Here is a 15,663-nt window from a genome sequence, read left to right as displayed (position 1 = left end):
GGGAACATACGCGAGCGTCCAGGCAGAACGTCCCGTACTCACCGTCCCCGTCCAAAAACCTCCACGCCTACGCCCCCCCCAACCTCGTTCCCCCACGACAGGCGTGGCGCGGCGCTCACCCGGCCGCCGACTCCACCCCGCCCTCGTCCTCCCGCCACTGCCTGAGTACCGCCTCCACCGACGGCGCGATCCGCCGCCGGGCCTCATGTCTCGCCACCCCGCTCATCAGAAGCTGGTCATAGGGCGTGTCCACGTGCCGTACGGATGCCGCGACCGCCGAGGTCACCGCTCCCTCGGACAACGCCCGCCCCGCCGCACTCCGCCCCACCCGGCCGCTGCCCCGCACCGAGGCGTGCTCGGCGATCGCCCGCGCCCGTGGACATCCGGGAAACAAGCGCCCTATCTCCGCCGCGAAGGCATCCGTGAACTTCACGTCCTCGGCCGCCCGCCGCGCAGCGTCCCGCACCCGGCGTCGGCGCCGTGCCTCCGCGTCGGCGAGGCACCGCGCCTCGGCCCGGGCGAGCCCCGCCTCCTCGACGAGGACGCCCTGGCGCTCGTAGCGCCCCTTGCGCCGGTTGAACCGCACGACCACCGCCGCCAAGGTGCTCTCCTCCCGGGACCGGCGCGTCAACGCGGTGTCGCCCCGTGGCAGGAACACCAGATGCCCCAGATCGGCGCAGTCGAGGCACCGAGGCGTGCCGCCCTCGACGACGAGCAGCGACAACGGTCCGCCCCGGCACTCCGCGCAGTGCCGTCTGCGCAGCGGCTGAATGACGATAGGCCCGGTTCGGGATCCGGTACCGGAAGGGGGAGTTGCGAGGCGCGCCATACCGGGTTCATTCCCGTCTCCAGCCCCTGGAACTACGCCCTCCACCCGTCCTGGTCCGCCGAGGCGGGGCGGCGGCAGCACCCCTGGGCACGACACGTCCTGAACACCACCTGACGCATCATGGGCCGTGTGCGACTCGAAGCGATCACCTGGGACCGGCTCGGCGACCAGCTCGCCGAACGACTGCTCGACCTGAAGCCGGCCGACGGCAGCCCCTGGCCGCGCGTCGCCTTCGACGGGGCCCCCGCCGCCCGCCCGGGCGACCTCGCCGAACGGGTGGCGGGGGCGCTCCGGGTGCGCGGCCGTGCCTCGCTGGTCGTCGGGACACAGGGCTTCCTGCGCCCCGCCTCCCTCCGCCTGGAATACGGCCACCAGGACCCGGAGGCCTACTTCACCGGCTGGTTCGACAGCGGCGCCCTGTGGCGCGAGGTGTTCGGTCCCCTCGAACCCGGCGGTGACGGCCGGGTCCTGCCCGACCTGTGGGACCCCGCCACCGACCGTGCCACTCGCAGCCCGTACGTCCAACTCCCGCCAGGCGGTCACCTGTTGCTGCACGGCCCCCTCCTGCTGCACCACTGGTTCCCCTTCGATCTGACCGTCCACGTACTTCTCTCCCCGGGTGCCCTGCGCCGCCGCACCCCCGAGTCCGACCACTGGCAGCTGCCCGCCTTCGAGCGCTACGAGAACGAGACCGACCCGGCCGGCACGGCCGATGTCCTGGTACGTGCCGACGACCCACGCCACCCGGCCTGGAACGGCTGACCAGGGCCGGCTCCGGCCCGCTCCGGGGGCGTGTCCCGAAGGACGCCGCGAGAATGGTTGATGCCGGGACTCGCGGTGCCCCCTTGCTCCGCGCCGGCCGTCCGGCACCGGGAGGTACTCCATGACCACAGCCGGAGACATCATGCACCGTGGCGCACAGTGGATCCCCGCCCAGGAGACCCTGGACCGCGCCGCCCAACTGATGCGCGACCTCAATGTCGGCGCCCTGCCGATCAGCGACCAGAACGAACGGCTCTGCGGGATCCTCACCGACCGCGACATCGTCGTCGGCTGTGTCGCCATCGGCCGCGACCCGGCCAGGGTCACCGCGGGTGAGATGGCCCAGGGGACACCCCGCTGGATCGACGCGAGCGCCGATGTCAGTGAGGTGCTCCAGGAGATGCGGGAGCACCAGATCCGCCGGCTCCCCGTCATCGACGACAAGCGCCTGGTCGGCATGATCAGTGAGTCCGACCTGGCCCAGCACCTCACGGAGGACCAGATCGCGTCCTGGGCCGAGAGTGTCTACGCCCGGACGACAGGCGGTCACTGACCGACCTGACCGGATCATGCTCGATTGACCGGGTACCGGGTGACCCCTGCGGGACTCCGTCCTTCCGGTGTCAGATCCAGCCGTTGCGCCGGAAACCCCGGTACAGCAGCACACAGGCGACGGATATCACGCCGATGATCAGGCCGTAGCCGTACCGCCAGTGCAGCTCCGGCATGTACTCGAAGTTCATGCCGTACACGCCGCACACCATCGTCGGTACGGCGACCACGGCGGCCCACGCCGTGATCTTCCGCATGTCCTCGTTCTGCGCGACCGTCACCTGCGCGAGATGCGCCTGGAGGATGGAGTTGAGCAGCTCGTCGAAGGCGGCGATCTGTTCCTTGGCCCGCAGCAGGTGGTCGGAGACGTCACGGAAGTAGGCCTGTATCTCCGGAGCGACCACCCGCATCGGCCGGGTGGCGAGCTCCTCGAGCGGACGCCCGAGCGGCACGACGGCCCGCTTGAGCTCCAGGAGCTCCCGCTTGAGCTGGTAGATGCGCCCCGCGTCCACCCGGGCGCCGTTCTCCGCGAACACGGCCATCTCGACCTGGTCGATGTCCTCCTGCACCGAGTCGGTGACGTGCAGGTAGTCGTCGACCACATGGTCAGCGATCGCGTGCAACACCGCGGCGGGGCCTTTGGAGAGCTGCTCGGGAGACGCCTCCAGCGACTCGCGCAGCGGCCCCAGTGAGCCGTGCCGGCCGTGGCGCACCGTGATCACGAAATCCTCGCCGGCGAACACCATGATCTCGCCGGTGTCGACCACTTCGCTGGTCGCCGTGAGCTCCTCGTGCTCGACGTAGCAGACCGTCTTGAACACCGCGAACACCGTCTCGCCGTAGCGCTCCAGCTTCGGGCGCTGGTGCGCCTCGACGGCGTCCTCGACCGCCAGCGGGTGCAGGTCGAAGAGTTCGGCGACACCCGCGAACTCCTGGTCCGTCGGCTCGTGCAGGCCCAGCCAGACGAATCCGTCGCGATTCTTGCGCACCCGTTCCACCGCGTCGACGAGATCTCTGCCGGCGGGAATCCGGACACCCTCCCGATAAGCCACGCAGTTGACCACGGAGGAGCCCAGCGGAGACCGGGCCGGATGGCTCAGGTCGACGCGAGGACGTCGCCGGGCCAGCCGTGCCACCTTGCGGAGGCCGCCAACCCTGCCGAAGCTCGTGACCTTCCGCAGATTCCCTGCCATGGACATCTGGATCTCCTTGCGTGGATCTCCCCGTACCGCGTTCCCGCGCCCTGGCGTGCCAGTTTGCCAGCTCGGGGTGAGTGGCGGGTAAGCCTGTGGGAGCGGAACGTTCCGCTTGGTTCCCTGCTGTGGACAACGGCTCAGTGCCTGGACACGGGCCGTGCGGCGCAGGAGCGCGGCCATCTCGTCGTAGGAGTCAAGTCGCGTCAACCGCTTCGGACAAGCCGGGCAACTGGGATGATCGCGGTATGACGCGAACCGACCGGTACCTCCTCGACAACCGGCAGACCGAGGCGGGGGAACGTTTCGACGCCTTCGCCGCGCTCTTCGACCCCACGACCTTCCGACACCTCGAGGGCCTCGGCGTCGGACCCGGCTGGCGTTGCTGGGAGGTCGGTGCCGGCGGCACCTCCGTGGTGTCCTGGCTGGCCAAGAAGGTGGGCCCGACCGGACGGGTCCTGGCGACCGACATCGACACCTCACGGGTTGCCGCGGCCGCCCGCCAGCCGGTGCATGTGCGGGTGCACGACGTGGGCGCCGAGGACCCGCCGGAGGAGGGGTTCGACCTGGTGCACGCCCGGCTGGTCCTCGTCCATGTGCCGGACCGCGACAGGGCGTTGCGGTCGATGATCAAGGCCCTGCGACCGGGCGGGCGACTCCTGGTCGAGGACGCCGACCCTGCCCTCCAGCCGCTGCTCTGCCCCGACGAGCACGGCCCCGAGCAGCAACTCGCGAACCGGCTGAGGAATGGATTTCGCCAACTTCTCGCCGACCGGGGCGCCGATCTCGCCTACGGGCGCAGGCTTCCGCGGCTGCTTCGCGAGGCCGGTCTGCGCGGGGTGGAGGCCGATGCCTACTTCCCGGTCAGCTCGCCCGCCTGCGCCGCCCTGGAATCAGCCACCGTCCGCCAGATCCGCGACCGGCTCGTCACCGCCGGCATCGCCACGGACCAGGACATCGACCGCCACCTCGCGAACGTCGCCACCGGCGCCATGGACCTCGCCACCGCCCCGATGATCTCTGCGTGGGGGCGCAAGGGCTAGGAGAGGGGCGGAAGTTCGGCCCGGTGGCCCGGTGGCCCGCCGTCCCTCCGCCCCACTTCGGACGGCCGCCCCCCTACCCCCTCCACCGCAACCGCCCCCGCCCGGCAGCCCTCCGCCGCCGCCTCCTCGGGGGTGGCGCCCACGAGTAGAGCCGCCAGGAAGGCGCCGGTGAAGGCGTCACCGGCTCCGGTGGTGTCGCGGGGAGTCGCCGCTACGGCGGGAACCCGGGCGACGACGGCGCCCGACCGGGCCACCAGCGCCCCCTCCGCTCCCTGCTTGGCGACCACCAACGGGATGTGACGGCTCAGCTCGGCCGCCGCGTCCGCCGCATCGGACAACCCGGTGAGCAGGCAGGCCTCGTCCCGGCTGGGCAACAGCAGGTCCACGCCTTCGACGAGCGCGAGGAAACGATCCACTCCCAACGCCGCCAGGAAACCGGCCGACGCCGGGTCCAGGCTCACCGGCACCCCTCGCGCGCGTGCCGCCGCCAGGGCCACCGTCACCAGCGCCCGGCTGGGTTCGGAGAACAGCAGATAGCCCGACAGATGCAGGCGTGCGACCCCGTCGAGCAGCGTGTCCGACCAGTCCTCGGGCGCGAGCCGCAACGAGGCCCCGCTGTCGGTGAGGAAGGTCCGCTCCGCCGCCGCATCGACGTCGACGAGGCAGATCACCGTCCCGGTCGGAGCCCGCTGATCCACGACGAGTGCGGGCCGCACCCCGCAGGCGACCAGTTCCCGCTCGTGCCAGGCGGCCGAGTCCGCGCCCACCCGCCCGACCAGCCGCACCTCGCAGCGCCCCTGGTGAGCGGCCCAGCACGCCACGTTCGCGCCCGCGCCGCCCGGCACCGTCCGGATCGTCGCGACGGTGTCCGTGCCTGAGGTGAGGGGCCCCTGGTGCCGGGCGACGACGTCCGTGATGACGTCCCCCGCGACCAGCAGCGCGCCCTCGGGACGGACTGCTCGGGAAGACCGGTGATCCGCCGCGCCGACCGCACCGGGCCGGGGACGCTTCGCGGTCACGTGCCTGCCCAGGCCGCCGCGATCCGCCCCGCCAGCCGTACGTTTCCGCGCACCGCCGCCAGATTGGCGCTCAGCGAGGCCCCGTCGGTGTGCCGTACCAGGTAGTCGAGCAGGAACGGCGTGACCGCCTGACCGGTGATCCCCTCCTCGCCGCACGCGTGCAGCGCCTCGGCGAGGACCCGCGCGTGCAGGTCGGGATCCAGTTGCTCCGCCTCGGGCACCGGATTGGCGACGATCAGTGCCGACCCGGGGCCGTCGAGCGCGTCCTGAGCTCTCATGACGTCCGCCACCTGCCGGGGGGTGTCCAGCGTCCACTCCACCGGATGCCCGGAGTCGGACAGGTAGAAGCCGGGGAACCGGTTCGTGCCGTATCCGGCCACCGCGACGCCCAGGGTCTCCAGCCGCTGCAGGGTCGCCGGGACGTCCAGGATCGACTTCACGCCGGCGCACACCACCGTGATCCGGGTGCGTGCCAGCAGCCCGAGGTCGGCCGACTCGTCCTGGGTCACCGTCCACTCCCGGTGCACCCCGCCGAGCCCACCCGTCGCGAACACCCGTACGCCCGCCAGAGCCGCAAGCAGCGCGGTCGCCGACACCGTCGTCGCCCCGCTCGCTCCGGAGGCCACCGCGAGCGGCAGGTCCCGGTGGCCCAGCTTGCGGATGCCGTCCTCGTTCGCGACCCGCTCCAACTGCTCCTTGTCCAGGCCGACATGGGGCCGCCCGTCCAGCACGGCGATGGTCGCGGGAACCGCACCCTCCCGCCGCACCACGTCCTCGAGCTCCAGCGCCACCTGCATATTCCGCGGACGCGGCAAACCGTGCGCGATGATCGTGGACTCCAGGGCCACCACCGGTTGACGCGCGTTGATCGCGTCCCGCACTTCTTCGGACAGCACCAGCACCACGAGTCTGCCTCCTCTCGGTCGGTCTTCCCTCATCTCTGGCGGGCGGCACGCCCGGTCAAACACTTGCGCCCGGTGGAGGACGCCACCAGCCTGGCCGCATGACGGCCAATACGACACGACTCGACCACGTCGTCCTCTGGGTGCACGACCCGGTGGCGTCGGCGGACTTCTACGAGAAGACGCTCGGCATGGAACCCGTGAGGCTCACCGACTTCGCCGCGGGGGCGGCCCCGTTCCCCTCCGTACGGCTCAATGAGGAGACCATCCTGGATCTCATGCCGCTCTCCACGGCGGAGCACATGAAGATGGTGCCCGGGGCCGCCGACAGCGCCGGCCACCCGGTCAACCACGTCTGCCTGGCCATGCCCGGCGACGAATTCGAGACACTGCGCGCCCGCCTGGAAGAACGGTCGGTCCCTGTCTCGGACATCTCCTACGACTCCTTCGGCGCCCGCGGAACGGCCCGCCGCAGCTTCTACTTCCGCGACCCCGACGGCAACGTCTTCGAGGCACGACACTACGACTAGCGAGGAGCAGCGCGGCGCGGTGACGCCGGAATGCCCGACGTCGGCGGCTGGAGGCTCAGAACAGCGGCTCGGGAAGGACTCCCTCCAGCGCGAGCAGCTTCCGCTTGGTCTCCAGCCCGCCCCCGAAACCGCCGATGCCGCCGTCCCTCTCGACGACCCGATGACAGGGCACCACGACCGGCAGCGGATTGGAGCCCATCGCCACCCCTACCGCCTGGGCGCCACCAGGCTGGCCGACCCGGCCGGCCAGATCGCCGTACCCGACGACCGTGCCGAACGGCACGCCGGACGCCAGCTCCCGCAGCACCTGCCGGTTGAAGCCGGAGATCAGCGACCAGTCCAGGGCCAGCTCGAAGTCCTGCCGCTCGCCCGCGAAGTACGCCCGCAGCTGGCGTATCGCCTCCGCCAGCAGCGGGGAGTCCGGTGCCTCGACCGGCTCACCGCCCAGCCGGGACCCGAGCCGGTCGAGTGCCTTGTCACGGACCGGGTCCGTGGCGTGGAAGACGACGTTGACCAGGCCGTCGCGGGTCGCGGCCAGCAGCAGCGGACCGATGTCGGTGGCGACGACGGTCCACACGACCCGCTGCTCGTTGTGCCCTTGGCTGTTCATGCGACCCACCGTACGACCCACCACTGACAACGCCCGGGGAGCGCCGGATGCCACCCACGCCGGCTCCCCGGGCGACACCCGGGTCAGGCGGCGGGCAGCGCGTCGCGCACCACGTCGGGCTTGTTGCTGATGATGCCGTCGACGCCGTACGACGCGACCAGCCGGGCGGTGCTCGCGTCGTTGACGGTCCAGGTGAAGACCTCCAGCGGCCTGTCGTGCGCCCCTGTGTGGGCGTGCACGGCGGAGACGTACTCACGGGAGACAGAGCCGTACGACGGGTTGATCTGGTCGACGAAGGCGGCGTACGCGGGCAGGTCCGCCACGGACGGTGTACCGAGGAAGCCGGTCTTGACGCCGGGCTTCAGCTGATGGACGGCCCGCACGCTGTCCGCGCTGAAGCTCTGCACGATCAGCCGGTCCGCGAGATGCCGCTGGTCGAGCCAGCCCTCGTTGCTCAGGAGCTTCAGGGTCTGCTTCTCGATGCCCGGATACAGCTCCGGATTCTTGACCTCCAGGAGCAGCTTCTGGTGGTGCAGCTCCACACGACGTACGTACTGCCGGAGCGTCGGCACGCGCGCGCCCGCGTACGCCGGAGCGAACCAGCTTCCCGCGTCCAGGCGCGCGACTTCGGCCGCGGTGAAGTCCTTCACCTTCCAGGGCGCCCGCCCGGGGAAGACCTCCTCGGCATCGGTGGTGCGCTGCAGGCTGTCGTCGTGCAGGACGACGAGCTCTCCGTCCCGGGTGCGCTGGACGTCGTTCTCGACCCAGGCGATGCCCAGCTCCGCCGCCTTGTCGACGGCGACCACAGTGTTTTCCGGCGCCTGGGCGGAGGCGCCCCGGTGGGCGACGACCGCGGGCCGCCCCCCGTCCTCGCCGGCCCGGGCGTGGGAGAGCGGAAGCAGGAGGGCCGCGGTCCCCACGAGCGCGGTGGTCGTGGCGGCAATGGCGCGCGCGTGCATGCGTACTCCTCGCGACGAGCGAACACGTACAGCACAACTCTGACAGCAGAGGGTCAACGGCGGACGGGTACAGGATGACCACAACTTGAACGCGGTTGCCCCAACTCCGCTCACTGGTACGGCACAACTGAGGCAAGGCCGTGTTTCTTTGCCGGAAAATCGTTCGACCATTCCGGTGGGGGTCATACTCTCTGCCTCAGCCCTGACCACCCACGTGGTCCTGGGAAGGGGTGCACATCGGAAAATTCCGGGACGTAAGAAGGCGGAAGGGCAGCCGCGCATGCAAGGCACGGTCGACGGATTCAGCTACGGACTCGTCACACCGCTGGTGGCCTATCTCATGGCCTGCTTGGGCGGCGCCCTCGGGCTGCGCTGCACCACCCGGTCCATGCTCGTCGGCAACTCCTGGCGCCTGGGCTGGCTGGCCCTCGGCTCGGCCGCGATCGGCTCCGGAATCTGGACCATGCACTTCATCGCGATGATGGGCTTCAAGATCGATCAGGCCCCGATCCACTACGACAGGGTCACCACCTACGCGAGCCTGGGTGTCGCCATCGTCATGGTCGGCGTCGGGATCTTCATCGTCGGGTACCGAGGAGCCAGGGGCGCGGCCCTGATGACCGGGGGCGCCGTCACCGGACTGGGCATCGCCACCATGCACTACATGGGCATGGCCGGAATGCGCTTCGAAGGCAACCTGGAGTACAACACGGTCACCGTCGCCGTGTCCGTGGTGATAGCCGTGGTCGCCGCCACTGCCGCCCTGTGGTCGGCCGGTCAGGTCAAGGGCTTCATGTGGACCGTGGTCGCGAGCATGATCATGGGGCTCGCCGTCACCGGCATGCACTACACGGGCATGGCCTCCCTCAGCGTCCACCTCCACGGCACGGCGGCCCCCACCTCGGGCGACTCGCCCGCCTCGCTGCTCGCGCCCATGATGATCGGCCCGCTCGCCTTCCTGCTGCTGGCCGGCGTCGTGGTGCTGTTCGACCCCCTGATGGTCATGGGGAAGCCGGTCTGGACACCCGCGGAGAACAAGCCGGGCATACCCGCGAGCGAACTCGTCTCGTACGCCACCACCCGCCACCCCGTCCTCCGCGAACGTCGCCACAGCGACCACCACACCTCCCGCACCCCCCAGAACCGCTGACGGCGTCATCACCGTCACCACCGTCGCCCCGGCACGTCCTGGTCCCGTCTCCACGCAAAACCGCTGATCGGGCCGCGTTGTCAGTGCCGAGTCGTACGGTGGATGACATGCGGCCCGTTTCTCACATCGAACGCACGGTGGCGCCCTTCGAGGTCGTCAGCCCCTACCGACCCAGCGGCGACCAGCCAACGGCCATCGCCGACCTGGCCCGACGCATCGAGGGCGGTGAGAAGGACGTCGTCCTGCTCGGCGCCACCGGCACCGGCAAGTCCGCCACCACGGCGTGGATGATCGAGAAGCTCCAGCGCCCCACCCTGGTGATGGCCCCGAACAAGACACTGGCCGCCCAGCTGGCGAACGAGTTCCGCGAGCTGCTGCCGAACAACGCCGTCGAGTACTTCGTCTCGTACTACGACTACTACCAGCCCGAGGCGTACGTTCCGCAGTCGGACACCTACATCGAGAAGGACTCCTCGATCAACGAGGAGGTCGAGCGGCTGCGCCACTCGGCGACCAACTCGCTGCTCACCCGGCGTGACGTCGTGGTGGTCGCCTCGGTGTCCTGCATCTACGGTCTCGGCACGCCCCAGGAGTACGTGGACCGCATGGTCCCGCTCCGGGTCGGCGACGAGGTCGACCGGGACCAGCTGCTGCGCCGTTTCGTGGACATCCAGTACACGCGCAACGACCTGGCCTTCACCCGCGGCACCTTCCGCGTCCGCGGCGACACCATCGAGATCTTCCCGGTCTACGAGGAACTCGCCGTGCGGATCGAGATGTTCGGCGACGAGATCGAGGCGCTGTCCACCCTCCACCCGCTCACCGGCGAGATCATCAGCGACGACCAGCAGCTGTACATCTTCCCGGCCTCCCACTACGTGGCGGGACCCGAGCGCCTGGAGCGGGCCGCCAACGACATCGAGAAGGAGCTGGGGGAGCGGCTGGCCGATCTGGAGAAGCAGGGCAAGCTCCTGGAGGCCCAGCGACTGCGCATGCGTACGACCTACGACCTGGAGATGCTCCGCCAGATCGGATCCTGCTCCGGTGTCGAGAACTACTCGATGCACTTCGACGGCCGCTCGCCCGGATCCCCGCCGAACACCCTGCTCGACTACTTCCCGGACGACTTCCTGCTGGTCATCGACGAGTCGCACAACACCGTCCCGCAGATCGGTGCCATGTACGAGGGCGACGCCTCCCGCAAGCGCACCCTCGTCGACCACGGCTTCCGGCTGCCCTCCGCCCTGGACAACCGCCCGCTGAAGTGGGAGGAGTTCCAGGAGCGCGTCGGACAGACCGTCTATCTCTCCGCGACCCCGGGCAAGTACGAGCTCTCGCGCGCGGACGGCACCGTCGAGCAGATCATCCGCCCCACCGGTCTGATCGACCCGGAGGTCGTCGTCAAGCCGACCGAGGGCCAGATCGACGATCTGGTGCACGAGATCCGCGAGCGCGTCGAGAAGGACGAGCGTGTACTGGTCACCACGCTCACCAAGAAGATGGCCGAGGACCTCACCGACTACTTCCTGGAACTCGGCATCCAGGTGCGCTACCTCCACAGCGACGTCGACACCCTGCGCCGTGTCGAACTGCTGCGTGAGTTGCGTTCCGGCGAGTTCGACGTCCTCGTCGGCATCAACCTCCTGCGTGAGGGCCTCGACCTGCCCGAGGTGTCCCTGGTGGCGATCCTCGACGCGGACAAGGAGGGGTTCCTGCGCTCCGGAACCTCCCTCATCCAGACCATCGGCCGGGCGGCGCGCAATGTCTCCGGACAGGTCCACATGTACGCCGACAAGATCACTCCGGCGATGGAGAAGGCCATCGAGGAGACCAACCGCCGCCGGGAGAAGCAGGTCGCGTACAACACGGAGCGGGGCATCGACCCCCAGCCGCTCCGCAAGAAGATCAACGACATCGTGGCCCAGATCGCACGCGAGGACGTCGACACCGAGCAGCTGCTCGGCTCCGGTTACCGCAAGTCGAAGGACGGCAAGGGTGCCAAGGCGCCGGTGCCGGCACTCGCCACCAAGGCGGCCAAGGGTGCCAAGGCCGCCAAGGGCCAGGAACCGGTTCCGACCGACCGTCCGGCGGCCGAACTCGCCGAACAGATCGAGGAGATGACCGCGCGCATGCGCGCCGCGGCCGCCGACCTGCAGTTCGAGATCGCGGCCCGACTGCGCGACGAGGTCTCCGAGATGAAGAAGGAGCTGCGTCAGATGCGGGAGGCCGGGCTGGCCTGACCGACGCCGGGCGACGCACTCGGACCTGCGGAGCGTACTCGCTGTGTTGCAAGACCGACACAAAGTGCGGACGAGGGTGCGTCACCGTCAGTGTCCCTGCGTAGGGTTCTGGACATCCGCGGATACCGCGGCAACAGGGGAAACACGAGAAGGGACCAGCGCGTGGTGGACGTATCCAAGGGCGGCGCGCCCGGCGGCGTGAATCTGACCAAGGGTCAGGCCATCAGCCTGCAGAAGAACGACGGGGGCAGCCTCACCGCCGTGCGCATGGGCCTCGGCTGGCAGGCAGCCCCCCGGCGCGGCCTCTTCGGCTCCCGCACCCGGGAAATCGACCTCGACGCGTCCGCGGTGCTGTTCGCGGACAAGCAGCCGCTCGACGTCGTCTTCTTCCGTCATCTGGTGAGCGACGACGGCTCGGTGCGCCACACCGGTGACAACCTCGTCGGCGGTGTCGGCCAGGGGGGCGACGACGAGGCGATCCTGGTCGACCTGTCGCGGGTGCCGGTCCACATCGACCAGATCGTCTTCACCGTGAACTCGTTCACGGGCCAGACCTTCCAGGAAGTGCAGAACGCGTTCTGCCGTCTGGTCGACGAGACCAACGGCCAGGAGCTCGCCCGGTACACGCTCGCGGGCGGTGGCGCCTACACGGCCCAGATCATGGCCAAGGTGCACCGCACGGGTCCCGGCTGGACGATGACGGCACTCGGTACCCCGGCCAACGGCCGCACCTTCCAGGACCTGATGCCGGCGATCCTGCCGCACCTTTAGGCGCGCCGGGGGGGCGCCGACACCACACAGCGACACAGCAGGGGGAGAAGGCGATGACGGCCGAGCTGGCGCGGGGACAGAACCACCCGCTCTCCCAGGTCCGCCTGGAGATCAGGGTCTCGGCCGGCACACCGGTCGTGGCGGGAGCCACCGTCGGCGACGAGCACGGCAAGGTGCATGGGGTCGAGTGGGTGGCCCATCCGGGCGCGCCCACCCTGCCGGGGCTGGAGGTCTCCCGGCAGGCGGCGGCCGACCACCGTCTCGCCGTCGACCTCGATGCCATGCCGGAGGACGGGCACCGGGTCAGCGTGCTGCTGGCCCTGCCCGCGCCGGGCGCCGGGGGCCCCCTCCGCTTCGGTGCCGTCGCCGCCCCGTTCGTCGCGGTCACCGGTCTCGACGGCACCGAGATCGCCAACTACACGATCACGGGGCTGGACGCCGAGTCGGCCGTGGTCGCCGTGGAGCTGTACCGCAGGCAGGGCGCCTGGAAGGTACGGGCCGTCGGTCAGGGATACGCGGGCGGCCTCGCCGAGCTCCTCACCGACCAGGGTCTGCCGCAGGCCCACCACCTCGCGAGCAGTATCAACGAAGCGGTCACCCAGGGGCTGTCCCGCTCGATCCCGGCCCCGTCGCGCCCGACGGATGTCGACCGCTCCCGTCAGCCGGCCGCGCCGACGTCCGGCACGGACCAGGGCGGACCGCCGCCTCCGGGCACCTCCGGTCCCGTATCACCGCAGCCGATGCCTCCGTACGGGAGCCCGGCCCCCGGCATACCGCAGCACCCCGCCTCGCCGTACGTCCCGCAGGGCGCACCGCCATCGCCCACCTCACCCGCGGCCGGAACAACGAACCCCTACGTCGACCCGGTCCCCGACACCCAGCCCACCGGTCCCACCGCCTCGGGCGCTCCGATCGACTACAGCCATCCGCGTCGGCAGAACGCGGCGCCGCCCCCGCCCCCGCCCGCAGCGCCCCCCGCCCCGCCCGGGCAGCCCGCGGCGCCGGTCGCGGGTGACGCGACCGGCTGGTCGATGGACGAGCGGCTCTACAACCAGGTGTGGGGCATGTTCGAGGACCTGGCGCGTACCGTGGCCGCGTACCGCAGCGCCGTCGACTTCGCCGACTCGCGGATGGAGCAGGAACTCGACCAGGCCCTGTCCGATCCGCGCAGTCGGATCGGCGGGCAGGGCGACGCCGCACGGGAGGCGGCCCAAGCCAAGCACGCCCAGCTCGTCGACCGGGCCAGGGCCGCCCTGGACCGGGATCTCGCCCAGCTCACCGCCGAGGCCGAGGTCGTCGAGCCCGCGCTGCCGCCGGCCTTCGCGCGCTGGGACAACCCCGGGTGGCACGCCTATCGGGTGCCGATGGAGATCCCGATGGCGGCGCGTCTGGGCGACCTACATCTCCCCGAGGCTCCTGACCTGCGCGTTCCGATGCTGGTGAGGCTGCCGCTGGAACGTGGCCTGTGGATCGACAGCGGGGCTATGGGCTCGTTCGACGGCTTCACCGACACCCACGACCTGAGGCGCCTCGCGATGGAGACGGCGGTGGCGCACGCGGCCCGGCTGCTCGCGGTCCACCCGGCGGGCGAGTTCACCGTGCATGTCATCGATCCCGCCGGGTCCGGTGCGCAGCCGCTCGTCCCGCTGGTGCGGGCCGGCGTCCTCGCCGCGCCGCCCGCGACCGGAGCGGCGGGGGTGGCGCAGGTCCTGGCCCGACTGACCCAGCGCGTCGACCTGGTGCAGATGGCGGTGCGCGGCGGCGCCACCGACTCGCTCCCGCCCGACCTCGACCCCGCCGGGCAACTGCTGATCGTCAACGACTTCCCGCACGGTTTTGACGACCGAGCGGTGAACCAACTGCGTTACCTCGCGGACGAGGGCCCGGCCGTCGGCGTTCACCTCATGATGGTCGCGGACCGTGAGGAGGCCACCGCCTACGGGCCCTTGCTCGACCCGCTGTGGCGTTCGCTGCTGCGGCTCACGCCGGTGCCCGACGACCACCTCGCCGACCCCTGGGTCGGACACGCCTGGACGTACGAGCCCGCTCTCGTGCCCGTCGGCAGCCAGGTGCTCCAGCAGGTGCTCAACCAGGTGGCCGCCGCCCGCACCAAGGGCACGTAAAGTCGCCTGACCAGCTATTTTGACTCTTCTTTTGCCAATCGCTTTACCTTTCCTTGGTGATTGGGGTACCGTTTTCCTCACGGAGGGGAGTACTCCCTGTCGACTGCGGCGTTCCCGTCAATACGGATCAGGCCTGATCCCGGGGCGTCGGCCCATCCTGGGTGGAAGAGACCTCCGGCAGCGCGACGACGCTGGTTCCTGCCGTTACGTATGTCGGAGGCGCAAGTGGATGTTTCCCTGACCCTGTGGGTCCTCACGATCGTGGGCCTCGCAGCCCTGATCGCGGTCGACTTCTTCATCGGCCGCAAACCGCACGACGTGTCCATCAAGGAAGCGGGAATCTGGACGATCGTCTGGATCGCGCTGGCCGGAATCTTCGGACTCGGCCTGCTCATCTTCGGCGGGGGTCAGGCCGGCGGTGAGTTCTTCGCCGGCTTCATCACCGAGAAATCGCTGAGCGTCGACAACCTCTTCGTCTTCGTCCTGATCATGGCGAAGTTCGCGGTGCCCTCGCAGTACCAGCAGCGGGTGCTCCTCGTCGGCGTCCTCATAGCCCTGGTCCTGCGGGCGATCTTCATCGCCGCGGGCGCCGCCATCCTCGCCAGCTTCGCCTGGGTCTTCTACATCTTCGGTGCCTTCCTGATCTGGACCGCCTGGAAGCTCATCCAGGAGGCACGCGCCGACGACGAGGACGAGGAATTCGAGGAGAACAAGCTGCTCAAGGCCGCCGAGCGCCGCTTCGGTGTGGCCGACCGCTACCACGGCACCAAGCTGTGGATCGTGGAGAACGGCAAGCGGGTCATGACCCCGATGCTGGTCGTGATGCTCGCGATCGGTACCACCGACGTGCTCTTCGCACTCGACTCGATCCCCGCGATCTTCGGCCTGACCCAGGACCCGTACATCGTGTTCACCGCCAACGCGTTCGCCCTGATGGGGCTCAGGCAGCTGTACTTCCTCATCGGCGGGCTGCTGAAAAA

At 70.1% G+C, this 15,663-nt stretch carries 15 protein-coding genes; 9 read left to right on the top strand and 6 right to left on the bottom strand.

From position 1 onward, the window contains the following. Positions 1-115: 115 nt before the first annotated feature. Positions 116-829, bottom strand: coding sequence for a DUF2293 domain-containing protein (locus ABZ027_RS11670; RefSeq protein WP_356766919.1), 714 nt, complete (start codon positions 827-829; stop codon positions 116-118). A 129-nt stretch (positions 830-958) separates the two neighbouring features. Between ABZ027_RS11670 and ABZ027_RS11665 the strand changes: the two genes are divergently transcribed. Then, the gene (locus ABZ027_RS11665) at positions 959-1,591 is read left to right on the top strand and encodes a uridine kinase (protein WP_356766917.1); all 633 of its coding nucleotides are present in this window, start codon (positions 959-961) and stop codon (positions 1,589-1,591) included. A 121-nt stretch (positions 1,592-1,712) separates the two neighbouring features. Then, a complete protein-coding gene (locus ABZ027_RS11660) occupies positions 1,713-2,144 on the top strand; it encodes a CBS domain-containing protein (RefSeq protein WP_356766915.1) in 432 nt (143 codons plus the stop codon). A 70-nt stretch (positions 2,145-2,214) separates the two neighbouring features. On the opposite strand, the gene ABZ027_RS11655 is transcribed toward ABZ027_RS11660, so the two are convergent. Beyond that, entirely contained in the window at positions 2,215-3,342 is a 1,128-nt protein-coding gene (locus tag ABZ027_RS11655) for a magnesium and cobalt transport protein CorA (RefSeq protein WP_356766913.1), read from the bottom strand. Between the two features lie 242 nt (positions 3,343-3,584). Here ABZ027_RS11655 and ABZ027_RS11650 point away from each other — a divergent pair, with 242 nt between their 5' ends. Next, positions 3,585-4,379, top strand: a complete 795-nt coding sequence (locus ABZ027_RS11650; protein WP_356766911.1) for a methyltransferase — start codon at positions 3,585-3,587, stop codon at positions 4,377-4,379. On the opposite strand, the gene ABZ027_RS11645 is transcribed toward ABZ027_RS11650, so the two are convergent. Both ABZ027_RS11645 and ABZ027_RS11640 read right to left on the bottom strand, forming a co-directional pair. Continuing rightward, entirely contained in the window at positions 4,376-5,317 is a 942-nt protein-coding gene (locus tag ABZ027_RS11645) for a sugar kinase (RefSeq protein ID WP_356767244.1), read from the bottom strand. The two genes, ABZ027_RS11650 and ABZ027_RS11645, sit on opposite strands and share 4 nt — an antisense overlap. Positions 5,318-5,394: 77 nt before the next feature. Beyond that, complete coding sequence (locus tag ABZ027_RS11640; RefSeq protein WP_356766909.1) at positions 5,395-6,303, bottom strand: pseudouridine-5'-phosphate glycosidase; 909 nt, start codon at positions 6,301-6,303, stop codon at positions 5,395-5,397. A gap of 98 nt (positions 6,304-6,401) precedes the next feature. On the opposite strand from ABZ027_RS11640, the gene ABZ027_RS11635 reads away from it, so the two are divergent. Further along, positions 6,402-6,830 (top strand): VOC family protein, encoded by a 429-nt coding sequence (locus tag ABZ027_RS11635; RefSeq protein ID WP_356766907.1) that lies wholly within the window; start codon positions 6,402-6,404, stop codon positions 6,828-6,830. A 55-nt stretch (positions 6,831-6,885) separates the two neighbouring features. Here the strand turns inward: ABZ027_RS11635 and ABZ027_RS11630 are convergent, their stop codons facing one another. Then, on the bottom strand, positions 6,886-7,440 hold the full coding sequence (locus ABZ027_RS11630; protein WP_356766905.1) for a methylated-DNA--[protein]-cysteine S-methyltransferase: 555 nt from the start codon (positions 7,438-7,440) through the stop codon (positions 6,886-6,888). A gap of 83 nt (positions 7,441-7,523) precedes the next feature. Next, positions 7,524-8,399 carry a glycerophosphodiester phosphodiesterase family protein gene (locus tag ABZ027_RS11625; RefSeq protein ID WP_356766903.1) on the bottom strand — a complete coding sequence of 292 codons (876 nt, stop codon included), beginning with the start codon at positions 8,397-8,399 and terminating at the stop codon, positions 7,524-7,526. 280 nt (positions 8,400-8,679) lie between these two features. On the opposite strand from ABZ027_RS11625, the gene ABZ027_RS11620 reads away from it, so the two are divergent. From ABZ027_RS11620 to ABZ027_RS11600, 5 genes are all read left to right on the top strand, one after another. Beyond that, positions 8,680-9,549, top strand: coding sequence for an MHYT domain-containing protein (locus ABZ027_RS11620; RefSeq protein WP_356766901.1), 870 nt, complete (start codon positions 8,680-8,682; stop codon positions 9,547-9,549). Between the two features lie 107 nt (positions 9,550-9,656). Beyond that, positions 9,657-11,789: an excinuclease ABC subunit UvrB gene (gene uvrB, locus ABZ027_RS11615; RefSeq protein ID WP_356766899.1), complete on the top strand. Its 2,133-nt coding sequence runs from the start codon at positions 9,657-9,659 to the stop codon at positions 11,787-11,789. A gap of 204 nt (positions 11,790-11,993) precedes the next feature. Then, complete coding sequence (locus ABZ027_RS11610) at positions 11,994-12,560, top strand: TerD family protein (protein ID WP_356767242.1); 567 nt, start codon at positions 11,994-11,996, stop codon at positions 12,558-12,560. Between the two features lie 53 nt (positions 12,561-12,613). Further along, a complete protein-coding gene (locus ABZ027_RS11605) occupies positions 12,614-14,683 on the top strand; it encodes a TerD family protein (protein ID WP_356766897.1) in 2,070 nt (689 codons plus the stop codon). A 225-nt stretch (positions 14,684-14,908) separates the two neighbouring features. After that, positions 14,909-15,663 (top strand): TerC/Alx family metal homeostasis membrane protein (locus ABZ027_RS11600; protein ID WP_356766895.1); only part of this gene is annotated, 755 nt, incomplete at its 3' end.

It is taken from the genome of Streptomyces sp. NPDC006332, from assembly GCF_040612855.1.
Lineage (GTDB): Bacteria > Actinomycetota > Actinomycetes > Streptomycetales > Streptomycetaceae > Streptomyces.
This window is presented reverse-complemented; position numbering and strand designations above follow the sequence as displayed.